This is a genomic window from Enterococcus sp. HMSC078F03, from assembly GCF_001811595.1.
Classification (GTDB): Bacteria; Bacillota; Bacilli; order Lactobacillales; family Enterococcaceae; genus Enterococcus; species Enterococcus faecalis.
The window spans coordinates 38,321-55,193 of sequence record NZ_KV805556.1 but is presented as its reverse complement, the minus strand read 5'-3'; the positions used below and the strand labels follow the sequence as shown (position 1 = coordinate 55,193).

Below are 16,873 nucleotides of genomic sequence, written 5' to 3'. Positions count from 1 at the left end.
GGCAAGTTTGTCCATTCGTTCTTGATGAAATACACAAAGAAGCCTGACACTTTAAAAAATGTGTCGGTTTATTCTGCAGTATAAAAATGAGGCACTAGACCTTGCTTCTTTTCATAAAAAAAGCAACTTGGGCTACAAGTACGTTTAACTTGTAGCCCAAGTTGCTTAGATAGACTAAATTTATTTTTTCGATTCCACTGTGACCGTAAAGTTATCCATAATGAAATCTTTATCGGCACCTGTTGTAAAAATACCAAACGTAGTGTTTCCTGAAGCATCCCCAATTATTTCTGCTTCATAATGCTTGGTTTGACCATCTGCTGCTGTCGAAGTCAACTCACCGACTGGCTTAAAGTCATTGTTATTTTTCAACTCCCCATTAATGGTCCCAGCAGTAAAGACATTTTCACCATCAGTTTGATAATCAAATTGGACCGTATATTTCTTGTTCGGTTCAAATTTAATATTTTGCGGAATTGTTTGAAGCATCAATCCTGCTCCTTGTTTATGGGCTTTCAAGGACCAGTTGCCTTCTAATACATCTGAAACAAGGTTTCCATTCCAACCATATTGTGTGTAAGGTTCATTTCTTTCTGATAAATGAATCCGTGGATCTTCTACACCACCAGCTGAGCCTTTAACAAACGGATATAACCCAACTGCTTGTGTGTCTTCAAAATCTTGCTTAATAACTGTTTGTTTGTCTGGATTCATGATATCCGTTTGACGCTCAACAATTCGTAAATCATCAAATTTTGTAACGGAATTGCCTTTATCAACCGCTAATGTCACCGAGCCTTTTTTGGCATTATCTGGGATTTCAAAATCAATTCGCATATTTTGCATATACTGCGGATTTTTCCTGCTTGTATGGTTAATATCTGCCTGAATGTAGTTTTGGGCAACCGAATTATTCACTGTCCGCGTATATTTTTTACCACCAATTTTAACAGTTACTGTGGCTTTGCGATCATGTGTTTCTGTGTTTAGATACAAACTATATTTTCCTGGTTTAGGAAGATTGATGTCTTGTTTGATTTCGGTTCTTTCTTTTTCTGAACTAAAGACATAATCACCGTTGGCATCTTTTTTAACCTCTCCATCACCTCGGAAAACTTTCCAGTTATTTTTCAAGGTATTGGCTTCATTAAATCCAGGATCTTTAAATGGTGTTCCTGTTCCAAATGTCATCGGTTCAATACTGTCAGGTTCAGCAATGACATACGGCGTATTAGCCTCGGCTTGGATGGTCACTTGGTTATTTGTAGTGGCAATTGCGCCTTTGTCAATACGCCCTTGATCTGTTAATTCATATAAATGTAAATTCGTTTTTCCTTGCATTTTCTTATCCAATGACCAAGTGCTGGTACCGCCTTTTGGATTCCAATGATATAGTTTGTCTTGACCATTGACATTCCAAGGCAGTAGATACGCATCACCTTTTAGAACTTCTGTCTCATTTAACGTAATGCTTCTTGGCGAATTAGCATCTGCTTGAGTAACGGTCACTTTTTCAGCACCGTTCGCTAATTTAATCGTGCCATAGATTTGACCATCTTCTGCTGTTGTAGTTTCCCAGTTTGTAATTTGGTAATGCTGTAAGAACTTAGTTGGGACATTAATGGCAAAAGTTTTTTGGCGATAGGTATTAAAATTGGTTTTACCCACCCAACCTTCATAGGCTTCAAATTCAGCTCCACCTAACAAAGGGTTGTCGGAAATAATCCAAGTGTCTTTTTGGTGATTCCGAATAAAACGAACGATTGTACTGTTAAAGCCTTTTGTTGTTGTACCGCCGTAATCTTTTTCTGCAGACCAATGGTTCCAAACCGAGTCATACTCTAAAGCATTCGGAAATTCATTGGTTGTAAACCAACCGAGTGAATTAATTTCTTTACTTAGTTGACGACTTGCCCAACCTGATTCGCCTTGGTTGCCCCAAACATCAACATAAATATAATCTAGATTCGGTGCTTTTTGTTTTAATTCTTTAAAGCGCTCATAGCGACGACCACTCAATGCATCGGGTCTTTGTTTAATAAAATAAGACGGATCTAACCAATCCCAGCCACGCTTCGTTGGATCAACTAATTCCTCATTAAATCCTTTTGCTTCTGGGTAAGACTCGGTGTCATTAATATGCACACCGAAAACGGCATTTAATTTATGGCCTTCATCAATTAATTGATTCAACGCTTGTTCCCCACCAGGTCGCTGACCAATAGCACCGTAATCTGGATGCGCAGAATCATGTCCTTCATTTTGATACCCTTTTAGTAAATTCATTTGTCCTAATCCATCTGTTAAATTGTAAATGCGTTTTGATTCGTCTAACGTCACTAAGAATGGGTTTGTCGCCTGACTAGCAAAGTTAAAAGGAATCCGTTGGTTGACTAATTCAGGGACTTTTTCCGCGCCCATTGGGTTATTCATAATTGAACGGAACCCAATTGCCGCATCTTGCCAATCCACCCGCTTGTCGTCGTTGCTATCTTTTGAGAATTTAACTTTCACTTCTGGCGTTTCTCCAGTTGTGTAATCTTCCGGTGCATCAAATGGTCGATAGGTCCATGCCCCACTTGACAAGGTTGTTACAAAACCAGTCGCCGCTTCTTTTGTTTGTTTATGGATTCGATTGTTATCACTACCATCGACAGAGCCGTCTCCATAGGCGTTCGTCCAAAAACTTGCAGCATAATTCGCTGTATTTAAGAAACCGTACATATATTTTTTCGTTTCTTCTTGGCTTGTTGTAGTTAAATCTTGGATAGTATCACCATTTTTATTTCCGTTATTTGCATTTGTCCCAGTATTCATCACAACGCCAGCAAAAGTCGCCCCTTCATCTGTACTATTGACAGAAATCAAGCCTTGATTTGGAATTGAAATTGTGTGTATTTTGGTTCCTTCTTCACGAATATCTGAGAGTTTCATAGCTAATTCTTGGCCTTCTGAAACAGTCAATGTCGTTGTGAAACGCAGACCAATTTCTGGGACAGCTACGTTATAAACGGCTTGATTTGCTTCACTCTTCTGTTTTTCAGCAGTTGCTTTATATGCTTTGCCATCAATCATTACTTGGTCAATTTTCTCGTGTTGGCCATTAAAAATCACTTGATTACTCTGAGGGTCTTCGTAGCGAATAATTCGTGGAAATTGTGGATCAACCACGGCTGTTAAATCTGCAGAAGAGATTTTGTCGCCTTTTTCAGCTTCATTGTCTTTAGCAACAACAACGCTGGCTTTTGCTTTGATGTTTGTATTTTCCAAAGTACCGTCGACTTCAAAAGTCCCTGGTTCTTTGTATGCATCAGGATCGATTTCATCCCAACGGACTGCTTCATTGGCTTCTTTACCAGTATTATAGGTCACTTTTACTTGTTTCGGTAATTTTGGTGCGACACCAATTTTTGTAAAAACTTTGACTGGCGCAATTTGTGTCACTTCTGGCACAATTTCTGGAATGCTATCTACGGGGCCATTTTTAAAATAGTCATAATTGACAATTTTTTTGTCGTACCACAAACGGACACCCACATGTCCGGCTTCTGTTGGAATTTTGTCTCCGTTGGCCAAAACAGGTTCTCCTTCGTAAATCAACGTGGTGTTAAGCCAGATAGTAATTTTTTCACCAACATAACGTACTTTCAACAAATAATTCGTATCTTCATTTAACGTTGGCCCAGAAATCGAATCATTCCACGAATTAGGGCTTTCAACTAACCATTTGCCATTCGCGTTATAGCCTACAAAAACCCAGCTATCTTTGGTATTACCACGTATAATCACACCCGTTCGACCGCTTCCAGCAGTGTATTTAAACTTTGTTTCTACTTCACCATCAGCTAATTTAGGGGAATCTAAATTTAAAGATACGGCATTATTACCTGCTGCTGCATCTCGTGAAATCGCCAATGACTCTCCTGCTAATTCTCGATTTGTTTTACCAATCACATCTTGCCACTCACCAATTTTCCCTCCTGGAAAATCAGATTGCCACAATTTTTCCTCTGTTGCGGTAGGTTCCACCATTGATGAGCTTGTTTCAGTGCTGCTGTTTGTTGTTTCTTCTGCAGACGTACTTAATGGTACTAAAATCGTTGCGCTTGCCAATAGTGTCAATGTACTAAATCGTTTTATTTTCCCATGTTTCATCTGATAAATCAGCCCCCTAACATTTTTTGAACACGCTTTCATTATTAGCAATTAAAGGGGCGTTCCAAAAATAAATTCTTTTATTTTTGGAACGTCCATCTCTAAATCATTTTCTTAAAAACTTTGATTACTTACGACAACAAGTCAGAATTATTCATCCTCGTCATCTACTGCAACATTTAGCAGCAATTCGTTGACTTTCACAATACTTTCTGCTGATTCATTAACATAGTCACCTTCGATCGCTAATAAACTTGCATTTACATAGCTGATAACCATCGGTAAATTCATCCCAGTATATAAGTCAAACGAAGCACCTTGCATAATTTTTTTAGATAAAATATTACAAGGTGTCCCCCCTAATAGATCAGCAAAGACAACAAAATCTTCTAACGATTCCGTAATCGCTTCAAATTTTTCTAAAAAGTCAGCTTCACCTTCTTCTGGTAATAAAGCAACAGTGGAAATTGTTTCTTGCGGTCCCATAATCATCTCCGCACTTTTTTTCAATTCCTCGCAAAAACGGCCATGACTTACTAAAACTAAATGTTCACTCATCGATTTTCTCCTGTCTTACTTATTTTGAAATAACACCTAACGCAGACAATGCGACACAGACAATTAATACGATAAAAATGGCTTTAGTAGACGTCATATTCTTTTTACCTAGCATCCAATAAACGCCACCGACAATTCCTGCAGGAAGTAGACGTGGTAAAATCATATCCAAGTTATTTTGCATGTTAAGTGTTACATCCCCAATACTTGGTGCCCATGATAGTTTGACATTAACCATTGTTGCCACTAAAGCGCCAACCATGAAGACCCCTAGTAAAGTTGCAGCATCTGTTAAGGCAGTTAAGCGGTGTTGCATAGTTGTTACCAAAGAAATTCCTTCGCGATACGCAAATTCCAATTGTTTCCAACGGAAGACCATCACGGCAATTTGAGCAACAATCCAGATAAAGATACCAGTTGGGTTACCATTAATCGCCATGTTGGCAGCTAGCGCCCCAAAAATAGTTGGAATTAAAGCTGCGAAAATTGAATCCCCAATTGCTGCAAACGGTCCCATTAAACCAGTTTTCAAACCTGAAACTGTTTGTTTTCCAGCAATGCCTTCTTTTTCTTCAATGGCCAAATCGATCCCTGTAATAATCGTATTAAAGAAGTTTGAAGTATTGAAAAATTGCGTGTGTGTTTTCATCACTTCTTTTAATTCAGGCGTATCATCCCCATAAATTTTACGCAATTGTGGCAAAATCGTATACAAGTAACCTGATCCTTGCATTCTTTCGTAGTTCCAACCTAATTGGAAAGTAAACAAGCTTCTGCGATTAATTTGTTTAAAATCTTCTTTCGTCAATTTATAATTAGATTTCGTCATCTTCAATCTCTCCTTCGTCTGAATCATTCGCTGCATGTTCTTTTTTTGCTGCTGGCCCACTCGGAATCATTTGACCATTTTTGTAGCTAATTGCGGCTAAAGCGAAACCAATTAAAGCGACTGCTAACATTGGTAGTGCGTTAAATACACCACTGAAGTCTTTCACAACGCTCGCAACAGATGTTCCTAAAAGTTGCATGTTTGTAAAGATTGTTCCTAGTAAAGCAGTTACAGTGAAACCAAGAATTAAATAAGGGAAATGTTTTTTCACTGGTAAGTAACGTAGTAAAATTGCAAAACCGACCGCTGGTAAGACCGCCCCAGCAACAGACAAGCCATCACCTAACCATTTCAAATCGCCATTTAGGACAGATACAACTTTTTGTACTAAACCACCACCAAAAGCAAGTGCTAAGAAGACTGGAATCATTCGAGAAAGAGACCAAGGTAAGGCACCCATTAAGAAGTTACGTTCAATTCCTTTGTAGTTCATATCTTCGACCATTTTATCAATCCGATGTGCAAAGTAGGTATTCGCAAAACGAGCCAAAATGTCTAATTGAATCATTAAACTAGCAACTGGTACTGCAATAGCAGCGATTGCTTGTTCAGGGTTCATTCCTAAAGACACAGAAAATGCTGTGGCAAGAATCGTACCTGAGTTAGCATCAATTTTGGAGGCACCCCCGAAAGTCCCAACTCCTAATACAGTTAATTGCATGCTTCCACCAATAATAAGTCCTGCTTTAATATCCCCCATCACTAATCCTGCAAAAAGACCTGCAAACACTGGCGCACTTAATGAAGAATAAATTTGTAATTCATCTAAAATTTGGTATCCTGCGTATAATGTTAATAATAAGATCTGCCACCATAAGATATTCATTTTTTGTTCCCTCCTATTTTGTTATCAAACTCATAAAGTCTTCCGCTTTGTCACTTGGCACCATTTGAGCAATCAGATGGACACCTTTAGCATTTAACTCTTTAAAAACCTCAATATCTTGATCGACCACATTGATTGACTTAGTAATCGACCGTGTTTCGTTTGTTTGAGACATGTTCCCAACATTGATTTCTTTAATCGGCACCCCAAGTTCTACTAGTTTTAATAAACGATCTGGTTTCCGTACCACAATTAGTAAACGTTGTGAGTCGTATTTTCCTGCTAAAATATTTTGAGCAGCTTTTTCAATTGGTAACACGCTTAGTTTCACGCCAGCTGGTGTTGCTAATTTCAAACCACTTTTTTCAATGGCATTCCCTGCAACCTCATCATCAACGACCATAATTCTGGAAATATTCAATTTTGTCGCCCATAAATTTGCTACTTGTCCATGAATCAAACGTCCATCAATTCTTACGCCAATAATACTCATTGTAATCCCTCTTTCATTTCTTTATATAGTGGTTCTTTTACTAACTGAATTTCTGGTTGGTACGTTCCTTCCGTTTCAAAAATGACGATCTCATTTTGCCCTTCTTTTAATAATCCTTTGGGAATATATAAGGAAAGCGTCGGACCAACATTCCAGAAACGACCAAGATTGGTTTGGTTAACAAAAACAATTCCTTTGCCGAATTTAGAAACATCAATAAATGTATCTTTCACTTCTGCTAACTCCAGATGATACTGGTAAAAGCTTGGTTGATCCGGTTGCCATTCTCTTGAATAGTCTACCTGTTCACAGCTTGTCATAGGTAAACAATATTGTTGCCATTGCGTCATAAAATGTAAATCTGCCATGACACCCGTTCGAATCCCTTTTTTCTGAGTATCTGCAAATAATTTGTGCCCGTAATTGACACGACCCATATTTTCCATTAAAACATCGATTTGATTATTCTCTTGCGATAGTATAACGTAAATATCTTCGCCGATTTCCGTTTGATATTGCGTTGCTTGATGTATCTGATTGACAAATAATTGCAGACGATCACGACCGTCAATCACTCTTAGCTTTTCTTCTGCAGCATCTTTTTCAATGCTTGTTCGGTAAAGAAGGTAGCCTGTATTTTGTCCTAATTGTTCCATGGTTTGCGGATAAACGCTGACCACTGGCTGACTAATCGTTTCTAAAGTCGCAAACAAACTCACTTTGTTTGTTAAAGGAATTGCTGTTTGCGCAAAAGAATCTTTTACTAATGGTTCAGCTTGTGGTAACGCAGGGTACTCTTCGTGAAGCATTTTTTGTAACGCAAAATACTTTTCGGTTGGGTTCCCTTGTTCATCAAGTGGCGCATCATAATCATAGGAAGTGATTTGTGGTAAATCAATGGTTCCTCGTGCGGAGCAGCCATTCATAAACCCAAAATTGGTGCCGCCATGAAACATATATAAGTTGATACTGCCTAATGCTAATGCTTCTCTAACTGATTCAGCCAATTCTTGCGGATCTCGTTTAATAATTGGCTCTTTCCAACGATTAAACCAGCCATCCCAAAATTCCATACACATTAGCGGCCATTTTTTACCATGTTCTTCAAAAAAGGCTTGCATCATACCGAAATTTTCTTTGGCTTTTGAGCCAAAATTTCCGGTTACTAAAATATCATCTTCAATCATGCTACCTGCCCGCAATGTTGCGCGCCATGGCCCGTCAGAAGTAAAAAATGGTGCTGTCACGCCACGTGCAATCATCAAATCGCGAATCGCCCGTAAATACGCTTTTTCTTCGCCAAATGAACCATATTCGTTTTCGATTTGAATCATTAAAATATTGCCACCGTTAGCAAGTTGATGCGGAACAATTTTTTCCATTAAAACATCATAATATTCCGCGACATGCTTCAGATAGGTTGGATTATTCGAACGCATTCGTCCTGGTTCATTTAATAGCCAGGCTGGAAAACCGCCAAACTCCCATTCTGCACAAATATAAGGAGACGGCCGCACAATCGCATATAGTCCAAGTTCTTGTGCTAATTTTAAAAAGCGCTCCAAATCTAATATTCCCTCAAAATGAAATGTTCCTTTTTGCGGTTCATGTAAATTCCATGGCACATATGTCTCAACTGTATTGAAGCCTAAAGCTTTCAAGTTATAAAGTGAATGATGCCAATCTGAGGGATCTACACGAAAATAATGAATGGCGCCTGATAAAATTTTAAATGGTTGATCATTTAAAAGAAACTCCTCTTTAATTTCAAATCTGTCCACATTGCCACCCTTTCTAGTAAACGCTTTCAATTCCTGGATAATTGCTAAATAAAGAAAGCTCTTTATTTAGCAATTTCGACTACTTGGATGTTCATAAGATGTTTGTTCACGTTCTCTACGTCTACATGCCCAGTCATTCTTTCTTGGGCATTAGCCATTCCAGCCGCCATGCCCCATTTTAGCAGTTCGGCAGCTGGGGCATCCTTGGCTAGTCCATATGCAAGACCAGCAATGGTTGCATCTCCTGAACCAACAGGATTTTTAGCTTGAATCGTTGGAATTTTCACACGATAGAACTGATCGTGATGTTTGGCAATTGCACCATCTTTTCCTAAAGATACGACAATCCATTCAATTCCAGCAAACATTGGTTTTGTTAAAGCTGTTTGTACAGCTGCTAATGGATTTTCTGAAAAATCTTGCTCTAGCAATCCTTCTAGTTCCTCTAAATTAGGTTTAATTAAATACGGTTTCCATGGTCCTTGAAGAACTTGCCTTAAATTATCACCAGAAGTATCTAGTAGCACTTTAAACTCTTGTGCGTGAGCTTTTTGAACTAATTCTTGATAAAAATTTGATGGTAATCCTTTCGCTAAACTGCCAGAAATTGTAACAATTTCTGCTTGCTTAATTAATTGATCGAAATTTTCAAGGAAGTTACTGATTTCTTCTGGGGAAACAGTTGGTCCAGCTTCTAAAATTTCAGTTTGATTCCCCTCGTGCAAAATCGCAATCGAATCACGCGTTTCTTCTTTGATTGATGTAAATGCTTGGGGGATGTTTGCTTTCTTTAACTCGTTTGCAATAAACGCCCCATGAAAACCACCAAGAACGCCGGTAGCTATAACATCTCCACCTAAATCATGAATGACGCGAGTGACATTTAGTCCTTTGCCACCAGGGGTTTTGGTCACCTGACTGGTCCGATTAACGGTATCAAGCTTTAGATGATTTAATAGGTAGGATATATCAATTGACGGATTCATTGTTACTGTTACTATCACAGCTATGCCTCCCAATTACCCTTCGTTTACTTGAACTTTTGCATGCCAAGAGCTGGCGGTTGCCGCGATGACTTCATTTAAACTTTCAATGTTTTCTCGGCCTTCTGTTTTTAACCAATCACAAGCCGCAGTTTCTCCTGCTTCAACGAAAGGTTTCACGCCATTTTTCCACGTAGCACGGCCACATAAAACACCATTAAATGTTGAACCAGCTTCTTTAGCGAAACGTAGTGTTTCTTGGAATAGTTCTGTTGAGACACCGGCACTTAAAAAGATAAATGGTAAATCAGTGGCTTGACTTTGTTCTAAGAAATAATTCGCCGCTTCCTCTTTTGTATACGCTGTTTCAGCTGGCGCAAAACCTTCTACAAAATTCATATTAACTGGAACTTCCACTTTCAATACATCTACTTTATATTGGGGTTTAGAAAATTCTTTCATCATTTCATTCACTTTATGCGGTTTAACTTTTGCATATTCTAAAGAAGTCGCATCTGCTATTTGTGCATCGTAAGAAACTAATTCTAAGTAAAATGGTAGGTCTTCTTCTGCACATTCACTCCCTAAGCGTTCAATAAATACATGTTTTTGATGATTGATTTCTGGATCCTCATCCACATCATAGTAGAGTAAAAATTTAATCGCATCTGCGCCTTCTTCTTTCAAGCGTAAAACAGACCAATCTGCTAGTAAATCAGGTAATCGTCCCGGAGTTGTTGCATCATAGCCCGTTTTTTCATAAGCGAGTAACAATCCAGCCTCGGTATCGCGTGCTTTTGCAGCAGGCAATCCATATTCTGGATCCAATAAAATGGCGGACGCATAAGGTGTCAATTCTTTCGAGACTAATTCTTTAAACGTTTCAATTTGTGCATCAGTTGGCTCTACATCTAGCGCTTTGATCATTTTTTTCAAGGCACCTCGTTGATCAATGGCTAATGCGCTAATGATTCCTTCTTGGGTTGACAAACGATCCATTGCCGCTTTTTTTCCAGCTGTTAACGTAAGCATAGTTCCTCCTCCAAATGTTGTATTATTTATAGTCATAAATCGTTACGCCTTTAACCACACGATTCACTGTACCTGTCGGTGAAGGGGTATCCGGTTTATTTCCAACTTTAATAGATGTTAAAAGTGCGACTGTTTGGGCTACCATAATATCTGCTAATGCTAAATAGCCATCAGGTAATAGAGCAGTTTCTGCGGAATATTCAATAGTTGAACCTGAGAAATTACGTTTGCCGGGTTGAGCAATCGCAAAAACACCCGCCGCAATTTCGTCACCGTGAACTTCTTCTAAGATATCCAAGTCATAATCTCTTGTGTATGGTGTATTATTAACAAAACCAAACATTATTGTTTTTTCATTAATAAATGATTTTGGTCCATGACGGAAGCCCATAGAAGAGTCAAAAATTGTGGCAACTTTGCCGGCTGTTAGTTCTAAGATTTTTAATTGCGCTTCTCTTGTCAAACCAGCTAAACTTCCAGAACCAACATAAACAATTCGTTCAAAATCAAGGTTAACAATTTCATTTAATTCTTCTTCACGGGATAGCACTTCTTCACCTAATTTAATTAGAGCGGTTACATAATCTTGTTTTTGCTCAAAGGCTGTTTGATCAAAGAGTAGTAATGTACCCAAGGTCATGCAAGAAAAGCTACCAGTCATCGCAAAACCACCATCATTGGAACGTGTTGGCATTAAGAATAAAAAGCTGTTTTCTTCTTTTTGGCTTATTTGTGCCAGTTGTCCTTCTTCGGCACAAGTAATCGCTAAATGATGAATTGTTTCAACCACTTGATTAGCTACTTCAACTGCCGCTAAACTTTCAGGACTATTTCCACTTCTTGCAAACGAAACTAACAGTGTTGGTTCGTCTTTAATCAGATAATCTTCTGGTTTGGCCACAATATCCGTTGTTCCAATACTTTCGAATGAAAAGGCTTGTGTGTCGCCGTGTGCTCGGAGATAAGGTACAACCGTATCACCGACATATTGCGAAGTCCCTGCTCCTGTAAAAATTACTCTTGTTCGTTTTCCTTGCGCTTTGGCTTGGACTTCTTTTAAAAAGTTTTCCAAAGCTGTTTGATTTTCATGATAAAGTGTCACGGTTTCTTGCCAAAGCTCAGGTTGCTGACGAATTTCACGTGTCGTGATTTCCGCTCCTAGTTGTTCTAGTTCTTCTTTTTCTGCTGTAAACATACTTAACTCTCCTAACTATTCCGAATATGGCGTATCTGATAATGAAATTGGTCTGCTCGTGCCACACTCAACGTAAATTCAATAATTTCATTTTTCATGTTATATGTCTGGCGTGCTAAATGAAGGACTGGCGCTCCTTCTGGAATCATCAATAATTTGGCATCTTCTTTTGACGCAATGCTAGCGTATAATTCTTCATCAGCTAAACGAACGGTTTGCTTAAAATCTTCCGAAAATAGATCATATAATGGCTTGCTACGTAATAATTGATCCGTAAGTGATAAGAAAAATTTCACAGGCAAGTATGTGTCTTCAACCATTAATGGCTCGTTATCAGCAATCCGCAACCGACTTAATTTAAAAACTGCCTCTCCTAACGACAGATTCAAATGCTGACAAATAAATTTATCCGCTTCCAATTTTTCGAAGGATAATATACGGGTATGTGGTTTTCGACCCAATCCTTTCATTTGTTCTGTAAAACTATATGCGCCAGCTAAATCAGCGGCCTCTTTTTTTATATCTGAAACAAATGTTCCTTTGCCATGACGACGATAGATGGAACCTCTATTTTCTAGTTCTTGTAGCGCTAACCGGACCGTCGTCCGACTCACTCCATATTGTGCAGTCAATTCACGTTCAGAGGGCAACTTGTCATGAGGAATCATGCATGTTTCGATTCGTTCCTGCAGCAAATCAACAAGTTGATGATACAAAGCTTTGTTTTTAAAGGCATTTTCCATAACTTTCTCCTTTACCCTAACTGGTTATAACCACAAACCAATAGTACGGTGGTTTTTTTTATTTTGTCAATAAAAAGTATTAATAAATATCTTCATACCGCTATAACCTTGAAATGATAACGTTTACATTTTTTTATTTTTCTTTATTGTAATATTTTTTTCCTAAAGAAATCATTTTTTTATAAAAAACCACCCTTAAATATGATACCAGTTAATAAAAAAAGATCCTCTAAAAGAGAATCTTTTTTTGCTCATTTTTCATATACAGATAAATATCTTTTATTTTTTTAATTTCGGTGTGCCGTACATTTTAGGTGTAACAGGCTTTAAGTTAGGAGCTTTTCCTTCAATTTTTGGTTCTTTTAACCATTGATATTCTCCTTCTCCATCTAATGCTTTACCACTAGCCCATGAGCCTTGACTGCTTGCATCTCCTTCAGAAAAGTTATAGAAATCATAGGCAATATCCAAACGTTCTTCTTCTCTAGGAAAAGTGCTTGGAACTAAGATAGAGCCCTCTTTTGTTTCCAGTTCCTTCACAGCGCTTGCCCATAAATTTTGATGATAGCTATCTCTAGCTAAAAGAACAGAAAGTAAATCTTTCACTCCACGGTCATCAATCATTTCATAAATTCGAGCAACTTGTAAGCGTCCTTGTGATTCTGCATTTAAATTAGCACGAAAATCAGCTAACATATTTCCACTAGCAATAATGTACCCACCACTCCAGGGATTTCCAACACTATCTGCGGGACGTGGCCCTAAACCAGCGACAATTGCATGTTGGGGATTCATCCCAGAAATAATTGCCCCAATTGTTGGATCTTTTTTCATTGCTTCTTCTTGATCTTCCACTGGTGCTCCTTCAAGTAGACGAGCGACCATTGTTGCAAGCATTTCAACGTGGCCCAACTCTTCAGTAGCGATATCCATTAACATATCTTTATACTTTTCTTCTCCACGACAGCTCCATCCTTGGAATAAATATTGCATTGCTACACTCATTTCACCATATTGTCCACCAATTAACTCTTGAAGATACTTTGCAATTAACGGATTTGGTTTGTCTGGTTTCGCCTCAAACTGTAATTCTTTTTGGTGTCTAAACATGATTCATCCTCCTATATAATAATTTTTAATGCTTGTTTATTTTGAATAATCTTTTTTGTAAAGATGATAACCAAAGGCTACTGAGATAATGAGCGCACCTAGGACGACTAATAAAAACCCGAAACCAGAACTTTTACCTGGTAGGCCGCCAGTATTCATACCCCAAACACCAGCAATCATCGCTGGAATTGAAATAATTAAGGCCGCTGAATCAAGATATTTCATTAAATGATTTAATTGGTTATCCATCATGCCGCTAAAAAGATTGCCAATACTTTCTAAAAGGTCTCTATAAATCGAAATCATTTTTTCGGTTTGTCGTTGTCTCAGTTGAACGTCATAAAGTAGTTTTTTATCTGATAATCGATGGACAAACTGGGAAGATTGCCAAAGTAATTCTAATGTGCTTTTTTGATCCTTTAACGTATGATCAATGTAAACGATTTCTCTTTCTAAATCAGCTTGTTTGTACAACTCCTTGTTTTCTGTAGTCATACGTGCTTTTTTATCTAGACGATCGATCCGTTGTTTTTTTCCTTTAACTCTTCTACGTAATGTGAATAGATATCTAAAATCGCATACGTTATTAGTTTTTCAAACGTATCTATTTTGCAACCATATTTTTCTAATAAACGATCAAAAAAATGATTGTTTTCGTTAGTACATGTAATTAAAAGGTTTTCTGAAGAAATAAAGGAAATAGGTGCTAAACGTTCCTCAATGTTCTCGCCCTCCTTCAAAAGGTTCATAAGCACTAGCGAAATCGGTTGTTTCAACGTCGTTCCCAAAAGAGTTTCAAACCGAGAAACTTCTTCTGGATACGACGTACCCACAAAAATATCTTTAGGAAAATTATACTCTTTAATTATTCTTTCAATTACCTGAGTTTCACTAGTGTCAATCACTAACCAATTAAAATCTTTTTCTTCTGTCTCCCTCACTCGTTCCCCACCAATAAAGTAGTACTTGGGCATTATAAATCTCTCCTTCTAAAAAATATTTCGAGTAAACGCACAATGCCTAGCGCAAATTAGTCTTCTTTACGTCTCCACTTTTCTGTAGTAATTAATTGAGGTGTACCTCTATTATTCTAAATAACAAGGGTTATCAAACATGTTCAACAGCTTTACTATTTTTGGCATAAGAAAGATATTTACTAAATGTTTTTGCACAACGAAAGGCAGTCCTGTTCGCATATTGATCATAATAACGCTTGGTATACCACTGAAATTCTTTCGTCCAAGGTTTGACATGGCCAGTAAAGTGGATAATGGATGGTGCTCTTCTCGTTTCTTCATATTGTCTTTCTCCATAAATAGTCGGATGTTTTTTCGCTTTTGACAGAATATAACCTTGGGCATTCCACTTAGGATGTAACTGGGTCCAACGGTCGTGTAAAACCGCATTCAATGCATCTTGATCATGGAAACGTAATTTATCTGGATTTTCTTCAATAAATCTTAAGACTTTAGTGGTTACATCTAAATTCAACCATTTTTTAACATCGATTAGCAACAAGCCTGAGTTAAAATAACACATAGATTCTGCAGGAATCGCCATTTTTTCCAAACGTTGATGGAACCCTGCATCTTCTACAGCGGCGATGATATTTTCACCTAAATCAACTGTCCATAATTTTGCGACATCATCTAAGGCAATCATGTCACAATCCATATACAACAGCCGTTCGATCTGGCTTCCTCTAAACAACTCTGGAATAGCAATCCTGTAGTAAGCTGTTTTGGGGATTCGCTCACTGGTTACAACATTTTTGAAAAAATGGGGGTTGATTTTTAAAAATGTTAACTCTGCATTGATTTGGGTATGTTTAATCGTAAAATACAGTAGTTGCTTGCTTTCAAAATTGATATTGTCATCAATCACATAAAAATGAACAGCTGCCGCTGAAGGACTATTTTCTAAAATTGAAACAAACATAGCAGCAAGATGCGGTACAAAGTTGGTATTGCAACATGAGACAATCGCTAATTCTTTTCTATTTTCCATTTCTTGCACCTACTTTCTTTAACTTGTTTAGATAAAGAGCTGTATAAGGATGATTTTCTAACGTATTCCAGGGTTTATCGTGACCAGTAAAATGAATAATCGCTGGCTCTTGATTTCCCGCTGCATATAATTTTTGGTAAGCCTCATTAGGCGCTTCATGACGATTAAAAACTAAAGACGTCTGCATATTCCATCTTGGTTCTAAAGCTAGCCAATCTTCATAAAGAACGGCGTTTAAAGCATCTTGGTCATGATAAACTATGCGGTCCCCATTTTCTTCTAGATACTGAATTGTTTTTTGAGTGATTGCTTTCTCGTTCCATCGGTCAATATCAATAATCATGACTCCTGAATTAAAATAATAATCGGAGGAATGGATGCCCAAACGTTTCAAGGCATATGCTTGACCAGGATCAATAACCGCGCCAATCGTTTGGTTCACTAATGGCGTATCATACAACTGGACAATATCATCTAAAACAAGCGTATCTGCATCTAAATAAAGAACCTTTTTATAGCTATATTTTTGTAAAAGTGACGGTAAAGAAATGCGTAAGTAAGCGGTCGTTGTAATATGATCACTCACTAAAAAATTTTGATAAACTTCTTTGTCTGCTGTTAGAAATTCAACAGTCGCACTTTGTGAGTTACTACTAACCGTTTGTCGGAGTGCTTTTTTGCTAGATAGCGACAGCCCATCATCAATCACATAAAAATGAACAGGTCTCTCCGCATGACAATTTTCTAAAACAGTTGTCATCATTACATTCAAATAAGGAGCATAATTTTCGTCTGAAGCTGTCACAATTGGCACAATCTTCTGAGTTTTTCTCATCAAAACCACTCTCTTCTTTCATCTTTTTATAGCTAAGTTCATAACCAGAATAGGACCGAAAAAATATTTATGCAAATCATACGCTTTAATAAACATAATTAAATTATAAAAAAAATATATTTTATTGCTATTAAAAAATATTTATGAGGAAACAAAAATAAATAATAGACCTCTAATTTAGGGATATATTATGCAAAACAAAACCTACTTAATACTGCCACTACTATTTTTTTACTTCGGATAAAAGTATTGCTTCTAGATTTTCT

The 16,873-nt window shown here is 37.6% G+C and carries 13 protein-coding genes and 1 pseudogene; all 14 read right to left on the bottom strand.

The features are described from left to right. Nucleotides 1–180: 180 nt before the first annotated feature. Nucleotides 181–4,155 (bottom strand): endo-alpha-N-acetylgalactosaminidase family protein, encoded by a 3,975-nt coding sequence (locus tag HMPREF2810_RS05775; protein ID WP_010715275.1) that lies wholly within the window; start codon nt 4,153–4,155, stop codon nt 181–183. Between the two features lie 150 nt (nt 4,156–4,305). Continuing rightward, a complete protein-coding gene (locus HMPREF2810_RS05770) occupies nt 4,306–4,713 on the bottom strand; it encodes a PTS sugar transporter subunit IIA (protein ID WP_002419866.1) in 408 nt (135 codons plus the stop codon). A 19-nt stretch (nt 4,714–4,732) separates the two neighbouring features. Further along, nucleotides 4,733–5,542 (bottom strand): PTS system mannose/fructose/sorbose family transporter subunit IID, encoded by an 810-nt coding sequence (locus tag HMPREF2810_RS05765; protein WP_002357254.1) that lies wholly within the window; start codon nt 5,540–5,542, stop codon nt 4,733–4,735. Beyond that, nucleotides 5,529–6,428, bottom strand: coding sequence for a PTS mannose/fructose/sorbose/N-acetylgalactosamine transporter subunit IIC (locus HMPREF2810_RS05760; protein ID WP_002357253.1), 900 nt, complete (start codon nt 6,426–6,428; stop codon nt 5,529–5,531). The genes HMPREF2810_RS05765 and HMPREF2810_RS05760 overlap by 14 nt, the downstream gene beginning before the upstream one ends. Before the next feature lie 13 nt (nt 6,429–6,441). Continuing rightward, nucleotides 6,442–6,921, bottom strand: a complete 480-nt coding sequence (locus HMPREF2810_RS05755; RefSeq protein ID WP_002408868.1) for a PTS sugar transporter subunit IIB — start codon at nt 6,919–6,921, stop codon at nt 6,442–6,444. Then, the gene (locus tag HMPREF2810_RS05750) at nt 6,918–8,732 is read right to left on the bottom strand and encodes a glycoside hydrolase family 35 protein (RefSeq protein ID WP_016614679.1); all 1,815 of its coding nucleotides are present in this window, start codon (nt 8,730–8,732) and stop codon (nt 6,918–6,920) included. Before HMPREF2810_RS05750 ends, HMPREF2810_RS05755 begins: the two co-directional genes overlap by 4 nt. A gap of 32 nt (nt 8,733–8,764) precedes the next feature. Next, entirely contained in the window at nt 8,765–9,706 is a 942-nt protein-coding gene (locus HMPREF2810_RS05745) for a hexose kinase (protein ID WP_080348864.1), read from the bottom strand. Nucleotides 9,707–9,721: 15 nt separating this feature from the next. Continuing rightward, nucleotides 9,722–10,717, bottom strand: coding sequence for a tagatose-bisphosphate aldolase (gene lacD / locus HMPREF2810_RS05740; RefSeq protein WP_002357245.1), 996 nt, complete (start codon nt 10,715–10,717; stop codon nt 9,722–9,724). A 22-nt stretch (nt 10,718–10,739) separates the two neighbouring features. Continuing rightward, entirely contained in the window at nt 10,740–11,912 is a 1,173-nt protein-coding gene (locus HMPREF2810_RS05735; RefSeq protein WP_002357242.1) for an AgaS family sugar isomerase, read from the bottom strand. Between the two features lie 11 nt (nt 11,913–11,923). After that, a complete protein-coding gene (locus HMPREF2810_RS05730) occupies nt 11,924–12,655 on the bottom strand; it encodes a GntR family transcriptional regulator (RefSeq protein ID WP_002360115.1) in 732 nt (243 codons plus the stop codon). A 279-nt stretch (nt 12,656–12,934) separates the two neighbouring features. Then, nucleotides 12,935–13,765, bottom strand: a complete 831-nt coding sequence (locus HMPREF2810_RS05725; RefSeq protein ID WP_002419870.1) for a manganese catalase — start codon at nt 13,763–13,765, stop codon at nt 12,935–12,937. Nucleotides 13,766–13,801: 36 nt separating this feature from the next. Then, nucleotides 13,802–14,739: pseudogene (locus HMPREF2810_RS05720) on the bottom strand (magnesium transporter CorA family protein). 133 nt (nt 14,740–14,872) lie between these two features. Then, nucleotides 14,873–15,772 (bottom strand): glycosyltransferase family 8 protein, encoded by a 900-nt coding sequence (locus HMPREF2810_RS05715; RefSeq protein ID WP_002408861.1) that lies wholly within the window; start codon nt 15,770–15,772, stop codon nt 14,873–14,875. Beyond that, a complete protein-coding gene (locus HMPREF2810_RS05710; RefSeq protein WP_002398726.1) occupies nt 15,762–16,607 on the bottom strand; it encodes a glycosyltransferase family 8 protein in 846 nt (281 codons plus the stop codon). Before HMPREF2810_RS05710 ends, HMPREF2810_RS05715 begins: the two co-directional genes overlap by 11 nt. Nucleotides 16,608–16,873 lie beyond the last annotated feature (266 nt).

What these genes read in the sequence shown, in the direction of transcription:
- HMPREF2810_RS05715 (WP_002408861.1), bottom strand. Translation starts at nt 15,772, where the DNA reads ATGGAAAATAGAAAAGAATTAGCGATTGTCTCATGTTGCAATACCAAC.
- HMPREF2810_RS05735 (WP_002357242.1), bottom strand. Translation starts at nt 11,912, where the DNA reads ATGTTTACAGCAGAAAAAGAAGAACTAGAACAACTAGGAGCGGAAATC.
- HMPREF2810_RS05770 (WP_002419866.1), bottom strand. Translation starts at nt 4,713, where the DNA reads ATGAGTGAACATTTAGTTTTAGTAAGTCATGGCCGTTTTTGCGAGGAA.
- HMPREF2810_RS05725 (WP_002419870.1), bottom strand. Translation starts at nt 13,765, where the DNA reads ATGTTTAGACACCAAAAAGAATTACAGTTTGAGGCGAAACCAGACAAA.
- lacD (WP_002357245.1), bottom strand. Translation starts at nt 10,717, where the DNA reads ATGCTTACGTTAACAGCTGGAAAAAAAGCGGCAATGGATCGTTTGTCA.
- HMPREF2810_RS05755 (WP_002408868.1), bottom strand. Translation starts at nt 6,921, where the DNA reads ATGAGTATTATTGGCGTAAGAATTGATGGACGTTTGATTCATGGACAA.
- HMPREF2810_RS05775 (WP_010715275.1), bottom strand. Translation starts at nt 4,155, where the DNA reads ATGAAACATGGGAAAATAAAACGATTTAGTACATTGACACTATTGGCA.
- HMPREF2810_RS05730 (WP_002360115.1), bottom strand. Translation starts at nt 12,655, where the DNA reads ATGGAAAATGCCTTTAAAAACAAAGCTTTGTATCATCAACTTGTTGAT.
- HMPREF2810_RS05760 (WP_002357253.1), bottom strand. Translation starts at nt 6,428, where the DNA reads ATGAATATCTTATGGTGGCAGATCTTATTATTAACATTATACGCAGGA.
- HMPREF2810_RS05765 (WP_002357254.1), bottom strand. Translation starts at nt 5,542, where the DNA reads ATGACGAAATCTAATTATAAATTGACGAAAGAAGATTTTAAACAAATT.
- HMPREF2810_RS05710 (WP_002398726.1), bottom strand. Translation starts at nt 16,607, where the DNA reads ATGAGAAAAACTCAGAAGATTGTGCCAATTGTGACAGCTTCAGACGAA.